Genomic DNA, 16268 nt, shown 5'->3' on the forward strand with positions numbered 1-16268 from the left:
TTTATTAACTTTTAGTCAGTTACTTGTTGCCCTTCTATTGATGCATCTTGTGAAACACCTAAATCAACTTTCTTGTCCATCATATCTTCATCTTCTAAATCACGCATTTCGATTTCGTTATCGTGTTCGTCCATAACTTTAACGTCTAGACCTAAACTTTGTAACTCTTTCATTAATACGCGGAATGATTCAGGAACTCCCGGTTTAGGGATGTTTTCTCCTTTTACGATAGATTCGTAAGTTTTAACACGACCTACTGTGTCATCAGATTTATAAGTTAAAATCTCTTGTAAAGTATATGCTGCACCGTAAGCTTCAAGTGCCCATACTTCCATCTCACCGAAACGTTGTCCACCAAACTGAGCTTTACCGCCAAGTGGTTGTTGTGTAACAAGTGAGTATGGTCCAGTAGAACGCGCATGTAATTTATCGTCTACCATGTGTGCAAGTTTAAGCATGTACATTACACCTACAGATACACGGTTATCAAACGGTTCACCAGTACGACCATCGTATAGTACAGTTTTACCATCACGAGCCATACCTGCTTCTTCAATAGTTGACCAAACATCATCATCGTTTGCACCATCAAATACTGGTGAAGCAACATGAATACCTAAATTCTTAGCTGCCATTCCAAGATGAAGTTCTAATACTTGTCCGATATTCATACGAGAAGGTACACCTAATGGGTTTAACATGATGTCAATTGGTGTTCCATCTGGTAAGTAAGGCATATCTTCTTCAGGTAAGATACGTGAGATAACACCTTTGTTACCGTGACGACCACACATTTTATCTCCGACATGTATTTTACGTTTTTGAACGATGTATACACGTACTAATTGGTTTACACCTGGAGATAATGAATCATCGCCTTCTTCTCTGTTAAATACTTTAACATCTAATACAATACCACCTGCACCATGAGGTACACGTAATGATGTATCACGAACTTCACGAGCTTTTTCACCAAAGATTGCATGTAATAATCTTTCTTCAGCTGTTAATTCAGTTACACCTTTAGGCGTTACTTTACCAACTAGGATATCTCCGTCTTTAACTTCAGCACCAACATAAACGATACCACGATCATCTAAGTTCTTAAGTGCATTGTCAGAAACGTTAGGAATATCACGTGTGATTTCTTCAGGTCCTAATTTAGTGTCACGAGCTTCTGATTCATATTCTTCAACGTGAATTGAAGTATAAACATCATCTTTAACAAGACGTTCACTCATGATTACAGCATCCTCATAGTTATAACCGTCCCAAGTCATGAAACCAACTACTACGTTACGTCCAAGTGCCATTTCACCAAGTTCCATTGAAGGACCATCAGCTAAAATTTCACCTTTAGTAACAATATCTCCACTCGCAATGATTGGACGTTGATTGTAACAAGTACCTGAGTTACTACGTTTAAATTTTGATAATGGGTAACGATCTAATTCAGTTTCGATCTCTTTACCATTCTCTTCAACAATACGTCTAACAAGGATTTCTTTTGCTTCTACGTGCTCAACTCTACCTTTGTACTTAGCAACAACAGCTGCACCTGAATCACGTGCAGTTACGTGTTCCATACCAGTACCAACAAATGGTGCTTCTGGGTTCATTAAAGGTACCGCTTGACGTTGCATGTTTGCACCCATAAGCGCACGGTTAGAGTCATCGTTTTCTAAGAATGGAATACATGCTGTCGCTGCAGAAACAACTTGTTTAGGAGATACATCCATGTAGTCCATGCGTTCTTTAGGTTTCGTAGTGTTGTCCCCACGGAAACGACAAAGAACTTCATCATCAACGAATTTACCTGTTTCATCAAGTACAGAGTTTGCTTGTGCAACTACATAGCTGTCTTCTTCGTCAGCTGTTAAGTAGTCGATTCTGTCAGTAACTTGGTTTGTCTCGATGTTTACCTTACGATAAGGTGTTTCAATGAAACCAAATTCATTAACTCTTGCATAACTTGATAATGAGTTGATTAAACCAATGTTTGGTCCCTCAGGCGTTTCAATTGGACACATACGACCATAGTGAGAGTAGTGAACGTCACGTACTTCCATACCAGCACGCTCACGAGTTAAACCACCCGGTCCTAATGCTGATAGACGACGTTTATGCGTCAACTCTGCTAATGGGTTTGCTTGGTCCATGAATTGAGATAATTGAGAGCTACCAAAGAATTCTTTAATAGATGCAATTACTGGACGAATATTAATTAATTGTTGAGGTGTGATTGAATCAGTGTCTTGAATTGACATACGTTCACGCACAACACGTTCCATACGTGATAAACCAATTCTGAATTGGTTCTGTAGTAATTCTCCTACTGAACGTAGACGACGATTACCTAAATGGTCGATATCATCTGTGTAACCTACACCATGTAACAAGTTAAAGAAATATGATAGTGAAGAAATAATATCTGCTGGTGTAATACATTTCACTGCTTCATCAGGGAATGCATTACCAATCACTGTTGTCGTACGTTTTTCTTCATCACCAGGAATATAAATTTTAACTGTTTGAACTTCTACTGGCTCATCTAAGACACCACTATTAAGTTCATAAACATGAATATTAGCGTTTGATTCTAAAACATCGATGATTTTATCTAAATTACGACGGTCTAAAACAGTACCTTCTTCAGCCGCAATTTCACCTGTTTCAACGTCAACGATAGGCTCAGCTAAAGTTTGGTTGAACAAACGATGTTTAAGATGTAATTTTTTATTCATTTTGTAACGACCTACTGCCGCTAAATCATAACGTTTTGGGTCAAAGAAACGTGAATATAATAGACTTTTAGCGTTCTCTACTGTTGGTGGTTCTCCCGGACGTAAACGCTCATAAATTTCAAGCAATGCTTGGTCTGTTGTTTCAGTATTATCTTTGTCTAACGCATTTCTTAAATACTCATTGTCACCAAGTAAATCAATGATTTCTTGATCTGATGAGAATCCTAAAGCACGGATTAATACTGTAATTGGTAATTTACGTGTTCTGTCTATTCTTACGTAAGGAACATCTTTAGCATCTGTTTCATACTCTAACCATGCACCACGGTTAGGGATTACAGTAGTTCCAAAACTCACTTTACCGTTTTTATCAACTTTTTCGTTGAAGTAAACGGATGGTGAACGTACAAGTTGAGATACAATAACACGTTCTGCACCGTTTATTACAAAAGTACCAGTGTCAGTCATTAATGGGAAATCACCCATGAATACTTCTTGATCTTTCACTTCGCCTGTTTCTTTGTTAATTAAACGGACTTTAACGCGTAATGGTGCTGCATATGTTGCATCACGGTTTTTAGATTCTTCTAAATCATACTTTGGTTCACCTAGACGGTAATCTACGAACTCTAAAGAAAGGTTACCTGTAAAATCATCAATTGGAGAAATGTCGCGGAACATTTCTAGTAAACCTTCTTTTAGAAACCATTCATATGATTTCGTTTGAATCTCTATTAAGTTAGGTAGTTCTAAAATCTCGGAAATTCTCGCATAACTTCTACGAACACGATGTCTTCCATACTGGATAAGTTGACCTGTCAACAGATTCACCCCTCAAATATTGTGAATATAACTTTGCGCCTTACAAAATAAATATAATAAGACAAAAAGAAAACGGAAAGTCAATGATTCCATTTTCTATTTCGTACGACTTATTCCTAACATTCAATTAAGGGCGACGCAAAAGTACACACTTATTGAATATAATTTTTAACATTCTATTACTATATCAGAACAAAACACCAAAATCAAGCTTTTACACTTTTTAAAATGTAATAACCCTTGCTTTTTTCGATTATTTCTGCATTACCAAAAATATCTTGCATTTTTTTCTTTGCAGAAGGCATACCTTGCTTCTTCTGAATAACAACTAAAAGCTGTCCGCCACTCGATAATACTTCGATGCTTTGCTCAAGAATTTTATGAACAATTTCCTTCCCTGCTCTTATCGGAGGGTTTGTTAATACAAAATCAAACTCTAAATCTAATACATCATCTAAACAGTCACTTGCTTTCAACTGAGCATTTTGAATGTTGTTAGATTGTTGATTATCTTTTGCCAAATCCAATGCGCGTTCATTCACATCTACCATAGTTACTTCACTATGTGGAAGTACTTTCGCACACATTAAACCTATCGGGCCATAACCACAGCCCACATCCAATATTTTCTTTTTAGGACCAGGGGGATTTGCATTTAAGAAAGTTGTTACGAGTAAATCAGACCCAAAGTCTATTTTCCCTTTTGAGAAAACACCATGATCTGTCTGAAGAGAGAGTTTGTTATCGCGATAAAAATAATCGAAACTTTCTCGTTCCGACTTCACGTTTGGATCGTTATCAAAATAATGACTCATTACGCCACCTCTTTATTGATTAAATGAGTAAATAAAAACCCGTTATCATGATAATAACGGGTTTTTTGATTTAATACAGAGATTATTTTAATTCTACAGATGCGCCAACTTCTTCTAATTTTTCTTTTAAAGCTTCAGCGTCTTCTTTAGATAAACCTTCTTTAACAACTTTAGGAGCGTTGTCTACGATTTCTTTAGCTTCTTTTAAGCCTAAGCCAGTTGCTTCTTTAACCGCTTTAACAACTTTAATTTTTGAATCTCCAGCTGAAGTTAATTCAACGTCGAATTCAGTTTTTTCAGCTGCTGCGTCTCCACCAGCTGCGCCAGCTGCTGCTACAGGAGCTGCTGCTGTTACACCAAATTCTTCTTCGATAGCTTTTACTAAGTCATTTAATTCTAATACTGACATTTCTTTAATTGCTTCAATAATTTTTTCATTAGACATGATATATATCCTCCATTAAATAGTTTTATTTGTTGCTGAATTATTCAGCACTTTCTTCTTTTTGTTCTCCAACAGCTTTAACTGCATAAGCAAAGTTACGAACTGGAGCTTGTAATACAGATAGTAACATTGATACAAGACCGTCTTTTGATGGTAATGAACCGATAGTGTTAACTTCTTCTGCAGATACAACTTGTCCTTCAATAACACCTGCTTTGATTTCTAACGCTTCGTTTTCTTTAGCGAAGTCAGCAAGAATTTTAGCTGGTTCAACAACTTCTTCGTTTGAAAAAGCAATTGCGTTAGGACCAGTTAATGTTTCTTCTAAACCTTCGATACCAGCAGCTTCAGCAGCACGACGAACTAAAGTGTTTTTGTAAACTTTATATTCGATACCTGCTTCACGTAATTGTTTACGTAATTCAGTAACTTGCGCAACTGTTAAACCACGGTAGTCAACAATAATTGTTGAAACAGAATTTTTAAGTTGTTCAGTAATTAAATCAACTTTTTGTTGTTTAGCTTCAACGATTTTTGAATTAGACATCTCTACACCTCCATATTAATTGTCCGTGCTTTTATGATGAGGTTTCTCAACAAAAAAGCACTTTTTACCCACGGCAAAAAGTGCTTGAATTTTATACGTTCAAGTCAATTTAAGCCTCGGTAGGATCGCTTTTTAAGTTCAAAATTGAACTCCTACTGTCTTAGGTTAAATATTACACATCCAAAACTATAACGCGTTTTGGAGTTGAAGTCAATATTTTTATATTATAATTTAAAGCTTGAAGTATCAACTTTGATACCAGGACCCATTGTTGTTGTAACAGCAACAGATTTGAAATAAGTACCTTTAGATGATGCTGGTTTAGCTTTAGTTAATGTATCTTGAATTGTTTTGAAGTTATCAACTAATTGTTGCTCGTCAAATGATACTTTACCAATAGATGCATGAACAATACCAGATTTTTCAGCACGGTATTCTACTTTACCTGCTTTAATTTCTTCTACTGCTTTTTTGATATCCATTGTTACTGTACCAGTTTTAGGGTTTGGCATTAAACCTTTAGGTCCTAATACACGACCAAGTTTACCAACTTCACCCATCATGTCAGGTGTTGCAACGATTACATCAAAGTCGAACCAACCTTGGTTGATTTTGTTAATGTATTCTTCACCTACATAATCTGCTCCAGCTTCTTCTGCTTCTTTGATTTTATCGCCTTTAGCGAATACTAATACACGTTGTGTTTTACCAGTACCGTGTGGTAATACTACAGCGCCACGGATTTGTTGGTCATTCTTACGTGTATCAATGCCTAAACGAAATGCAACTTCTACAGATGCATCAAAGTTAACAGTACTTGTTTCTTTTGCTAATTTAATCGCTTCTTCAACAGCGTATGTTGCAGTACGATCGATTTTAGCAACTGCTTCTTGATACTTTTTACCTTTTTTAGCCATTTTGTTTTCCTCCTTTAGTGGTTTTAGCGGAATGTTACCTCCCACGTGCATTATCATAAAGACAATGCAATAGCAGACAGCGAAATAGCCGCCTGCTTAAACTTTAAAACTCAATTATTCTACGACAATACCCATGCTGCGTGCAGTACCTTCAACGATACGCATAGCTGCTTCTTCAGATGCCGCGTTTAAGTCAGGCATTTTAGTGTTAGCAATTTCACGTACTTGGTCTTGAGTTACTGTAGCAACTTTAGTTTTGTTAGGTTCACCAGAACCTTTTTCTACTTTAGCTGCTTTTTTAAGTAATACTGCTGCAGGTGGTGTCTTAGTGATGAAAGTAAATGAACGGTCTTCAAATACTGTAATTTCAACTGGAATGATTAAACCTGCTTGCTCTTGTGTACGAGCGTTGAATTCTTTACAGAATCCCATAATATTCACACCGGCTTGACCTAATGCAGGACCAACTGGTGGTGCTGGGTTTGCTTTACCTGCAGGAATTTGCAATTTAACAACTTTAACTACTTTTTTAGCCACGATGTGCACCTCCTTGATATCGTGATGTGGTCATGGGGTAATGATATTTTACCCTCCCACTCTTCATTTCGTGACGAAATGGTTGCGCATAGTCCGAGCGCGACCTTTAAATAATAACATTGAAATCATGAAATTTCAAGTGTTTTTTTACAACTTTTCAATTTGATCGAATTCAACTTCGACTGGTGTTTCTCTACCGAACATGTCAACAAGTACTGTTAATTTATACTTCTCAACATCGATTTCTTTGATTTCACCAACTTGGTTACTAAATGGTCCACTTGTTACGCGAACTTGTTCACCTAATTCAACTTCTACGTCGACTGTTTTTTCTGCCATACCCATTTGTTTAAGGATAAATTTCGCTTCATCTGGTAATAATGGATTTGGTTTAGATCCTGCACCAGCAGAACCGACGAAACCTGTAACACCAGGTGTATTTCTTACGACATACCATGATTCATCAGTCATAATTAACTCAACTAATACGTATCCAGGGAAAGTCTTCTTGATTTGTGTCTTCGCTTTACCATCTTTAATAGATGTTTCTTCCTCTTCTGGAATCACAACTCTAAAAATTTGTTCTTGCATGTTCATTGTATCAACACGCTTTTCTAGGTTTGTTTTGACTTTATTTTCATAACCTGAATAAGTGTGCACTGCATACCATCGTTTAGCGCCTATCTCTTCTGACATTTTGCCACTCCTTACTATCTAATCAAATTAATTAATTCTGTAATTCCTAAATCTAATGCATAGAAAAAGATTAAGAAAAAGATTACTGTACACACTACTATTGTTGTATATTTAACAAGTTCTTTGCCAGTTGGCCAACTTGTTTTCTGCATTTCTGATTTTACGCCTTGAAAGAAGTTTTCTTTTTTAGCCATTGATTTTCCTCCTTTTAGATGGATTCTTTATGCAATGTATGCGTATTACAAGTTTTACAAAACTTTTTTAGCTCTAATCGTTGATCTGTATCTTTTTTAGGGACTGTATAATTTCTAGCTCCGCATTTCTCGCAATTTAAAGGGACTTTTCTCATCTTATCACCTAATTCATTCTAATCCTAGATTAATATACAAAACAAAACACCTAATTGTCAAACAAAGCTGAAGTAATTTCAGCCTTGTTCAGTTTCTTTTTTAATCTGTATTGTGCGTTATATACATGTTTTACTGGTACATCTAGTTCATTTGATATTTCTTTTTTTGTTTTTCCTTGTACTGTTAATTTTAGAATGTCCGATTCAATAGGTGATAGCTTATTAGAATCCATCAAATAGGATAGCGAACATTCTGTTAACATTTGATCTTCAAAATCCTGGCCATGACCATCTCTAAGACATTCTATTAAATTAACCGAATCACTATTTGTTTCATCAATACTTAATGACGCTTTTAATATTTGATACTTTGTACTTTTAACTCTTCTTATATAATCAATTTTAGCATTTTTAATAATGACATTCACACAATGTATAAACGAATCATGCTTGTCACAATCAAATGTGAGTGCTTGCTTATACAACTTAAATCTTATAATTTGTGCGATGTCCTCTTTATCATTATAAGGTAGTCTCAATGTGCTTACCCGCTTCTGAATGTCACTTTCGAAAACATTTAATAATTGATTAAACGCTTCTTTGTCACCACGCTGAATATCATCAATCCATTTTAACAACTGCTTGTCCATATTCAAATCATTCATCAAGCTCATCCCTTGTTATCGTTTTGAGCATATTTTACAGGGCGCGTTCCTTATAAATCAAACTCCAAAAAATCATATTTATCGATTATTTCTTCTCCATTTTTCAAATTGCTGTAACACTTCATCTGGCAAGTTCAATCTATTTCTAGGTGTCTTAGTTTTAATTTCTGATAGGTGCTTTGTCACAACAGATTCTTGATTTGCAATTGTTGACCACATTTCTCTAGATGAGATTCTATACGCACCAGAACCAAAAATAGCATGTTGTTCACTCATATCACTTGTGACTACTGTAATATGCGTAATATGCTTTCGATATAATTCATACGTTAATCTTTCAATATAACTATCTGCTGTTTCTTTTCCTTTCGTATAAACAACTTTCACACCGTGCTTAAATTCTACTGATTCAGTACCTTCTACACCATAAGCATCAAAAACAACAATCATTTCGCCATCATGTTGGGTATTATAATTGATAAGTGTGATTAACAATTTATCTCTCGCTTCTTCTAAAGAAACTTGAGCAATGGAAGACAATTCGTTTGATTGTCCTATTAAGTTATAGCCATCAATAATTAAATAGATATCTTTCATTATGATTGTCCTATTGGATGCCTTTTTCTATATACTTCATACATAAGCAGACTCGCTGCAACAGAAGCATTTAAGCTATTAACGTGTCCAACCATTGGTAATTTAATATAAAAATCACACTTATCTTTCACTAGTCGACTCATACCTTCGCCTTCGCTGCCTATAACGATAACAAGTGGCATTCCAGCATCCATTTGTCTATAATCAGTCGCATTCTTTGCATCTGTACCCGCGACCCAATACCCTACTTCTTGAAGTCTTTCAATTGTTTGCGGTAAATTCGTCACACGAATAACTGGAACATGTTGAATGGCACCGGTTGAAGCTTTTGCTACTGTTGCATTTAACTGTACAGACCTTCTCTTCGGAATAATAATGCCATCAATACCTATTGCATCAGCTGTTCTCATAATAGAACCTAAATTATGGGGATCTTCTAAACCATCTAACATCAATAAACAAGGTACATGGTCAATATCTTTAGTTTCTGAAATGAAATCTTCTAATTCTTTATATGGATATGGCGCAATTTGAGCAGCGATACCTTGATGTGGAACATCTGTTAAATAGTCAATTTTTGATTTAGGTACAGTTTGGACGACTATTTTTTCAGATTTTGCAATTTTCAAAATTTCACCAATTTGTTTCTTGTTGATACCTTCTTGAATTAATACTTTATTAATCGTATGACCTGAAGTTATCGCTTCTTTGACCGCATGTCTACCAACTATAATCGATTCATCCATTGGCTCCCACCCTTTCTTCTGTTATTTCAATCATTTTATTAACGAGTTCTTCTAAGCGTTCTGTTTCATCTATTAAGAATAAATAACCAATGACCGCTTCAATCGCTGAACTTTTTCTATACGTTTGTATATCCGTATTCTTCGCTTTCGTATAACTTTTTGCGTTACGACCTCGTTGTATAATTTCTAATTCTTCTTCTGTAAAAAATTCATTTTCCATCAAAATATTAAGTGCATAAGCTTGTCCCTTTGCAGAAACATATTGTTTAGACAATTGATGTAATCGATTAGGTTTACCTTTTATTTTAAGGATAATATGCTTTCTGACATACGTATCTAATATCGAATCACCCATATAAGCTAAGGATAACGGATTTAACATTTTAATTGTTAATTTATCCACGTCTAAACCTCACACCTTGAGCTGTGTCTTCAAGAATAATATTTTGTTCTTTTAGTGCATCTCTAATTTCGTCCGCTCTCTGGAAGTTCTTAGCTTTTCTTGCTTCATTACGTTCTTCAATTAATGCTTCAATTTCTTCATCAAGTAATTCATTTTGTTGTTTACCTACTAATGGTACACCGAGAACTTCACTAAAGATTTCATACACTTCTTTGAAACGATTAATTGTTTTTGTAGAAGTTGTATTTTCAAGTAAATATTTATTAGCTAATTTATTCAAGTCATACCATGCAGTCATTGCATTAGCTGTATTGAAATCATCATCCATAGATGTTTCAAAGTCATTTAATATTTCATTAATACGTGCGATATGTTGTTCTGTTTCATCTTCTTCTAATACAGCATGTTGTGATCTATCAACTAATGATTGATAACTGTTTCTAATTCTTTCTAAACCTCTATTAGCAGCTTGTACAAGTTCTAAATCATAGTTTATTGGATTTCTATAGTGCGCACCTACCATAAAGAATCTTAATACATCAGGGTCAATTTCTTTTATGATGTCATGAACTAAAATAAAGTTACCTAATGATTTACTCATTTTTTCATTGTTAATATTTACAAAACCGTTGTGCATCCAATAATTCGCGAATGTCTTATCATTGTGTGCTTCTGATTGAGCAATTTCATTTTCGTGGTGAGGGAATTGTAAATCTGTTCCACCAGCATGGATATCAATCGTATCGCCTAAATGTACTTGTGCCATTACAGAACACTCGATGTGCCAACCTGGTCTACCTTCTCCCCATGGGCTATCCCACTTAATTTCACCTGGTTTAGCTTTTTTCCATAAAGTGAAGTCTAGTGCATCTTCTTTTTGTTCACCTGATTCTATTCTAGCGCCAACTTTTAAGTCATCTAATGATTGGTGGCTCAACTTACCGTAATCATCAAAACGTCTTGTACGATAATAAACGTCACCACCACTTTCATACGCATAGCCTTTTTCGACTAATACAGCTATAAAAGCAATAATATCATCCATGTGATCCATTACTCTTGGGTTCGCTGTTCCACGTTTACAATTTAAAGCACCTGTATCTTCATAGAATGCTTCAATAAAACGATCCGCAATTTCCGGAACTGTTTCACCTAATTCATTTGCAGCTTTGATCAATTTGTCATCAACATCTGTAAAGTTAGATACATATTGTACATCGTAGCCACGGTATTCTAAATATCTTCTTACGACATCAAATGCTACTGTTGCTCTTGCATTACCAATATGAATGTAGTTGTACACTGTCGGTCCACATACATACATTTTTACTTTTCCTTCTTCGATAGGAATAAATTCTTCTTTTTGTCTTGTTAACGTATTATATAACGTAATCATCAACAATCTCTCCATTCTTCGTCTTTTCAAGTTGACGTTCTAATTCTTTTAATTGTTCATATATTGGGTCTGGTAAATTTGTATGATTAAAGTTCTTACCAATTTTCAAGCCATCTTGTTTAACAATTCTACCTGGAATACCAACTACTGTAGAATAATCCGGTACATCTTTGAGTACGACTGAGTTCGCGCCAATATTTACATTGTTGCCGACTTCAATATTACCTAATACTTTAGCACCAGCAGCTATCAGTACATTATCACCTATGTCTGGATGTCTTTTGCCTCGTTCTTTACCTGTCCCACCAAGTGTTACACCTTGGTAGATCGTTACATTATTGCCGATGCGACATGTTTCACCTATTACAATACCCATGCCATGGTCGATGAATAGCCTCTTGCCGATTGTAGCACCTGGATGAATTTCAACTCCTGTGAAAAATCGTGCAATTTGGGATATAGATCTTGCTATAAAGTACATTTTTTTCTTAAAGAACCAATTAGCAATCAAATAACTCCATATAGCATGTAGTCCTGAGTAAGTCATAACGACTTCAAATGAAGATCTTGCTGCAGGGTCTTGATCGAATACCATTTGAATATCATCTTTGACTCGTTTAAACATTTAAATCCCCCCTCAGATAACAAAAAGGCGCCCCTAACAATAATTGCTAGAGGTGCCTTTTTGCACGGTTCCACTCTTTTTAGCATTTAAAAATGCTCACTCTTTTAAATATTAACATCATCATATTTGTAATAAAGGTGCATTCGTTTAAGTAATGTGGCACATTTTCAGCAACCATGTACTCTCTAATTTCACATTAACTCATCTACTTGTCCTTCAAGTCATTTATATAATAATTTCTCGTTCTAAAAAAATCAAACAAAACGTTTTAATCTGTTAAGTACTTTATCTCGACCTAATAACGCAATTGTATTAGGTAATTCAGGGCCATGAGTTTGACCTGAAACAGCAACACGTATAGGCATAAATAATTGTTTACCTTTGATGCCTGTTTCTTTTTGTACAGCTTTAATTGATTTTTTAATTTCAGCTGGTTCAAATGGCTCTAAAGTTTCAAGTTGTTTAACAAGTTCAGCCATAACAGTTGGAACTTGTTCGCCATCTAAGACTTCTTGTGCTTCATCACTGAAATCAAGATGTTCTCTGAAGAATAACTCAGATAAAGGAACAATTTCTCCTGCATAACTCATTTGTTGTTGATATAAACCTACTAAGTCTCTTGCCCAAGATAATTCAGCTTCAGATGGACTTTCAGGTAATAGACCTGCTTTAACCATATGTGGAATTGTCATTTCAAAGACTGTTTCAGAATCTTTTTCTTTCATATATTGGTTATTAATCCATTCTAATTTTTTCTTATCAAAGAATGCTGGTGATTTAGAAAGACGTTTTTCATCGAAGATTTTAATAAATTCTTCTTTAGAGAAGATTTCTTCTTCGCCTTCAGGAGACCAGCCTAATAAACCAATAAAGTTAAAGATTGCTTCAGGTAAGTAACCTAAATCTTTATATTGTTCTATAAACTGTAGAATTTGACCATCACGTTTACTTAATTTTTTACGCTCTTCATTAACGATTAATGTCATATGCGCAAACTGTGGAGGCTCAAATCCAAATGCTTCATAAATCATAAGTTGCTTAGGTGTGTTTGAAATATGATCATCACCACGAATAACGTGTGAAATTTCCATGTAGTAATCATCAATCGCAACTGCAAAGTTATAAGTTGGGATGCCATCTTTTTTAACGATTACCCAGTCACCGATACCATTCGAATCAAATGATACTTCACCTTTTACGATGTCATCGAATTTATATTCTTTATTTTGTGGCACTCTAAAGCGAATACTTGGTTGTCTACCTTCTGCTTCAAATGCTTCTTGTTCTTCTTTTGTTAAGTGTGCGTGTTTACCACCATAACGAGGCATTTCACCTCTTGCAATTTGCTCTTCGCGTTCTGCTTCTAATTCTTCTGAAGTCATATAACATTTATATGCTTTATCTTCAGCTAATAATTTTTCAATTAATGGCTTATAAATGTCGCCACGTTCAGATTGACGATATGGACCGTATCCTCCGTCTTTATTAACAGACTCATCCCAATCTAAACCTAACCATTCAAGGTTAGAAAATTGCGATGCTTCTCCATCTTCTAAATTTCTGGCTATATCTGTATCTTCAATACGTATAACAAAGTCCCCATTATAATGTTTCGCAAATAAATAGTTAAATAATGCGGTTCTTGCGTTACCGATGTGTAAGTAACCAGTCGGACTTGGCGCGTATCTTACTCTTACTTTGTTACTCATCGTCTCACTCCTGTTTTATTCTTTACTTGTTAATAATACCACAGCTTGTGCTTGTATGCCTTCTTCTCTTCCTAGAAATCCTAATTTTTCATTCGTTGTTGCTTTTACGTTTATATCTTCGATAGACACTTCTAATACTGAAGCAATTAGACTTCTCATTTGATCTATATAAGGTCTGAATTTAGGTTGTTCCGCTACAATTGTAGCATCTACATTCCCAAGTTTATATCCTTTTTTCAAAACTTGTTCATAAGCTTCTTTAAGCAATAACTTTGAATCTTCATCTTTAAAAGCTGGGTCTGTATCTGGGAATAGTTTCCCTATATCTCCTAGACTTGCAGCACCTAGAATAGCATCCGTAATTGCATGGAGCAACACATCTGCATCACTGTGACCTTTTAAACCATGTGTATGTTCAATCTCAAGACCACCAATGATCAATGGTCTTGTCGGATCAAATTCATGCACATCATAACCGTAACCTATTCTAAACATCGCAAATACCTCGCTTCTCTAGTATAGAATGTGCAATTATTAAATCTTCGTGGGTTGTAATTTTGATATTGTCGTAATCACCATTTGATATGTGTACTTTACACCCTGCTCTCTCTACTAACGAAGCATCATCCGTACCTAAGTAATTTTGTGCTTCTGCTTGTTCATAAGCTTTTAAGATAATGTCTCTTTTAAACGCTTGAGGTGTTTGAACTTGCCACATCGTTGAGCGATCGTAAGTGTGTTCAACAACACCATTTATAACTTGCTTTATTGTATCCTTAGCTTGAACTGCTAAAATCACAGCATCTTTTGTTAAGGCATCTTGATATAATTGGTCGATTTTTTCTTGTGTAATAAATGGTCTCGCACCATCATGAACCATCACAACTTCAGTATCAATCAATACTTTCAAGACTTCATTAATGCTATGTTGTCTTTCTTGACCACCTGGAATGATACCAGCAACTTTACTAAAATCTTTTAAATGTTCTTCCATTAATTCAACTTCGTCTGGATGCGCAGCAATAAAAATCTGTTCACATGAATCTATTTCTTGAAACACAGCAACAGTTTGACGAATAATTGTTTCACCATTAATTTCTAGAAATAATTTGTTAATTTTAGTTCCCATCCTTTTACCTTGTCCAGCTGCAGGAATGATTGTCGTAAACCCCAATTTATGACACCTTCTTCGCAAATATAATTCTACCAGATGAAGTTTGTAGCAAACTCATCACTTCAACAGGAATTGTCTTTCCTATATATTCTCGTCCTTTTTCAATGACAACCATTGTACCATCATCAAGATAACCAACACCTTGATCATCTTCTTTACCTATTTTCGTAATTAATAAATCGAAAATATCCCCTTGGTGTAGTACTGGTTTAATCGCTTCAGATAAATCATTTACATTTAGAACTTTTATGCCTTGTACTGCACATACTTTATTCAAATTATAATCTGTTGTAATGATACTTGCTTGATATCGTTTAGCCAATTTGATTAAAAGCGCATCTACATCTTTATGTGTAGACGTTGGTTCAATGATTGAAATCGAGAAATCTGTTTTCTTCAATTCATTTAATATATCTAACCCACGTTGTCCTTTATCACGTTTAACACTGTCTTTAGCATCCGCAATGACTTGTAACTCTTCAATAACACCTTGAGGTACAAGGATTTCTCCATCTATAAAATGACACTTCACGACGTCTAATATTCTCCCATCAATAATGGCACTTGTATCTAAAATTTTGGCGTATTTCGAAGTTGTTTGTCTCGTTAAAGAATTTGATATACTTTCTGGAAATAATCGTAATATTTCTTCTCGTTTTTGCAAACCAATCTGAAAGCCTAAATAACATAAAAAAGCAGCAATAATAATAGGTAAAATATGTTTCAGAACTGGTGCACCGATCATTTCTAATATAAACGAAACCATAACCGCGATCATCAAGCCTATCATAACACCAATAGTAGCGAAGAATATTTCAAGAATACTCCTTTTTAATAAGTATTTTTCTCCTTGATCAGCCATGTCTACAATTTTATCAATCAAAAACCCAAACAATAGGAAAATAACAACCGAACCTATAAGACCATCGATATATGGATTTGTGAGTACTTGTTCGGGTTGGATACTAAACGCATTAATCAGTTCTGGAATCACCATAATGCCTAGTGAGGAACCTATGACTAAATAACACAGTATGATTAGTCCTTTTAAAATTTTCATACGTTAACCTCCTAATGGTTA

Annotated in this window: 19 protein-coding genes and 1 other annotated feature; all 19 genes read right to left on the reverse strand. The window is 35.1% G+C overall.

Going from position 1 to position 16268, the window contains the following annotated elements; translation table 11 throughout:
* Window positions 1-11: 11 nt before the first annotated feature.
* Window positions 12-3566, reverse strand: a complete 3555-nt coding sequence (gene rpoB / locus MHH94_RS13360; RefSeq protein WP_048541353.1) for a DNA-directed RNA polymerase subunit beta — start codon at window positions 3564-3566, stop codon at window positions 12-14.
* Between the two features lie 206 nt (window positions 3567-3772).
* Entirely contained in the window at window positions 3773-4381 is a 609-nt protein-coding gene (locus tag MHH94_RS13365; protein WP_048541351.1) for a class I SAM-dependent methyltransferase, read from the reverse strand.
* A gap of 82 nt (window positions 4382-4463) precedes the next feature.
* Entirely contained in the window at window positions 4464-4826 is a 363-nt protein-coding gene (gene rplL / locus MHH94_RS13370; protein WP_153653597.1) for a 50S ribosomal protein L7/L12, read from the reverse strand.
* Window positions 4827-4866: 40 nt separating this feature from the next.
* Window positions 4867-5373, reverse strand: a complete 507-nt coding sequence (rplJ, locus tag MHH94_RS13375; RefSeq protein ID WP_025904860.1) for a 50S ribosomal protein L10 — start codon at window positions 5371-5373, stop codon at window positions 4867-4869.
* Window positions 5374-5415: 42 nt separating this feature from the next.
* Window positions 5416-5556, reverse strand: a sequence feature (ribosomal protein L10 leader region).
* 41 nt (window positions 5557-5597) lie between these two features.
* On the reverse strand, window positions 5598-6290 hold the full coding sequence (gene rplA / locus MHH94_RS13380) for a 50S ribosomal protein L1 (RefSeq protein WP_037589918.1): 693 nt from the start codon (window positions 6288-6290) through the stop codon (window positions 5598-5600).
* Between the two features lie 114 nt (window positions 6291-6404).
* Entirely contained in the window at window positions 6405-6827 is a 423-nt protein-coding gene (rplK, locus tag MHH94_RS13385; RefSeq protein WP_025904858.1) for a 50S ribosomal protein L11, read from the reverse strand.
* A gap of 147 nt (window positions 6828-6974) precedes the next feature.
* The gene (nusG, locus tag MHH94_RS13390) at window positions 6975-7523 is read right to left on the reverse strand and encodes a transcription termination/antitermination protein NusG (RefSeq protein ID WP_058590878.1); all 549 of its coding nucleotides are present in this window, start codon (window positions 7521-7523) and stop codon (window positions 6975-6977) included.
* Window positions 7524-7537: 14 nt separating this feature from the next.
* Entirely contained in the window at window positions 7538-7717 is a 180-nt protein-coding gene (gene secE / locus MHH94_RS13395; protein WP_025904856.1) for a preprotein translocase subunit SecE, read from the reverse strand.
* Between the two features lie 14 nt (window positions 7718-7731).
* Window positions 7732-7872 carry a 50S ribosomal protein L33 gene (gene rpmG, locus MHH94_RS13400; protein WP_075577615.1) on the reverse strand — a complete coding sequence of 47 codons (141 nt, stop codon included), beginning with the start codon at window positions 7870-7872 and terminating at the stop codon, window positions 7732-7734.
* Window positions 7873-7922: 50 nt separating this feature from the next.
* On the reverse strand, window positions 7923-8537 hold the full coding sequence (locus MHH94_RS13405; protein ID WP_058590879.1) for a sigma-70 family RNA polymerase sigma factor: 615 nt from the start codon (window positions 8535-8537) through the stop codon (window positions 7923-7925).
* Between the two features lie 78 nt (window positions 8538-8615).
* A complete protein-coding gene (locus MHH94_RS13410) occupies window positions 8616-9134 on the reverse strand; it encodes an NYN domain-containing protein (protein ID WP_025904854.1) in 519 nt (172 codons plus the stop codon).
* On the reverse strand, window positions 9134-9880 hold the full coding sequence (gene rlmB, locus MHH94_RS13415) for a 23S rRNA (guanosine(2251)-2'-O)-methyltransferase RlmB (protein ID WP_048541344.1): 747 nt from the start codon (window positions 9878-9880) through the stop codon (window positions 9134-9136). Before rlmB ends, MHH94_RS13410 begins: the two co-directional genes overlap by 1 nt.
* A complete protein-coding gene (locus tag MHH94_RS13420; RefSeq protein WP_037589958.1) occupies window positions 9873-10262 on the reverse strand; it encodes a Mini-ribonuclease 3 in 390 nt (129 codons plus the stop codon). The genes rlmB and MHH94_RS13420 overlap by 8 nt, the downstream gene beginning before the upstream one ends.
* Window positions 10263-10275: 13 nt before the next feature.
* Window positions 10276-11679, reverse strand: coding sequence for a cysteine--tRNA ligase (gene cysS, locus MHH94_RS13425; protein WP_232157366.1), 1404 nt, complete (start codon window positions 11677-11679; stop codon window positions 10276-10278).
* Entirely contained in the window at window positions 11663-12304 is a 642-nt protein-coding gene (gene cysE / locus MHH94_RS13430) for a serine O-acetyltransferase (protein WP_025904850.1), read from the reverse strand. The genes cysS and cysE overlap by 17 nt, the downstream gene beginning before the upstream one ends.
* 254 nt (window positions 12305-12558) lie before the next feature.
* On the reverse strand, window positions 12559-14013 hold the full coding sequence (gltX, locus tag MHH94_RS13435) for a glutamate--tRNA ligase (protein WP_048541341.1): 1455 nt from the start codon (window positions 14011-14013) through the stop codon (window positions 12559-12561).
* Window positions 14014-14028: 15 nt separating this feature from the next.
* Entirely contained in the window at window positions 14029-14508 is a 480-nt protein-coding gene (gene ispF, locus MHH94_RS13440; protein ID WP_048541339.1) for a 2-C-methyl-D-erythritol 2,4-cyclodiphosphate synthase, read from the reverse strand.
* Window positions 14501-15187 carry a 2-C-methyl-D-erythritol 4-phosphate cytidylyltransferase gene (gene ispD, locus MHH94_RS13445; RefSeq protein ID WP_058590881.1) on the reverse strand — a complete coding sequence of 229 codons (687 nt, stop codon included), beginning with the start codon at window positions 15185-15187 and terminating at the stop codon, window positions 14501-14503. The genes ispF and ispD overlap by 8 nt, the downstream gene beginning before the upstream one ends.
* A 1-nt stretch (window position 15188) precedes the next feature.
* Window positions 15189-16247: a PIN/TRAM domain-containing protein gene (locus tag MHH94_RS13450; protein ID WP_078355007.1), complete on the reverse strand. Its 1059-nt coding sequence runs from the start codon at window positions 16245-16247 to the stop codon at window positions 15189-15191.
* Between the last annotated feature and the right edge of the window lie 21 nt (window positions 16248-16268).

This window comes from Mammaliicoccus sp. FSL K6-3158 (assembly GCF_038005105.1).
In the GTDB taxonomy this organism is placed as follows: Bacteria; Bacillota; Bacilli; order Staphylococcales; family Staphylococcaceae; genus Mammaliicoccus; species Mammaliicoccus sciuri.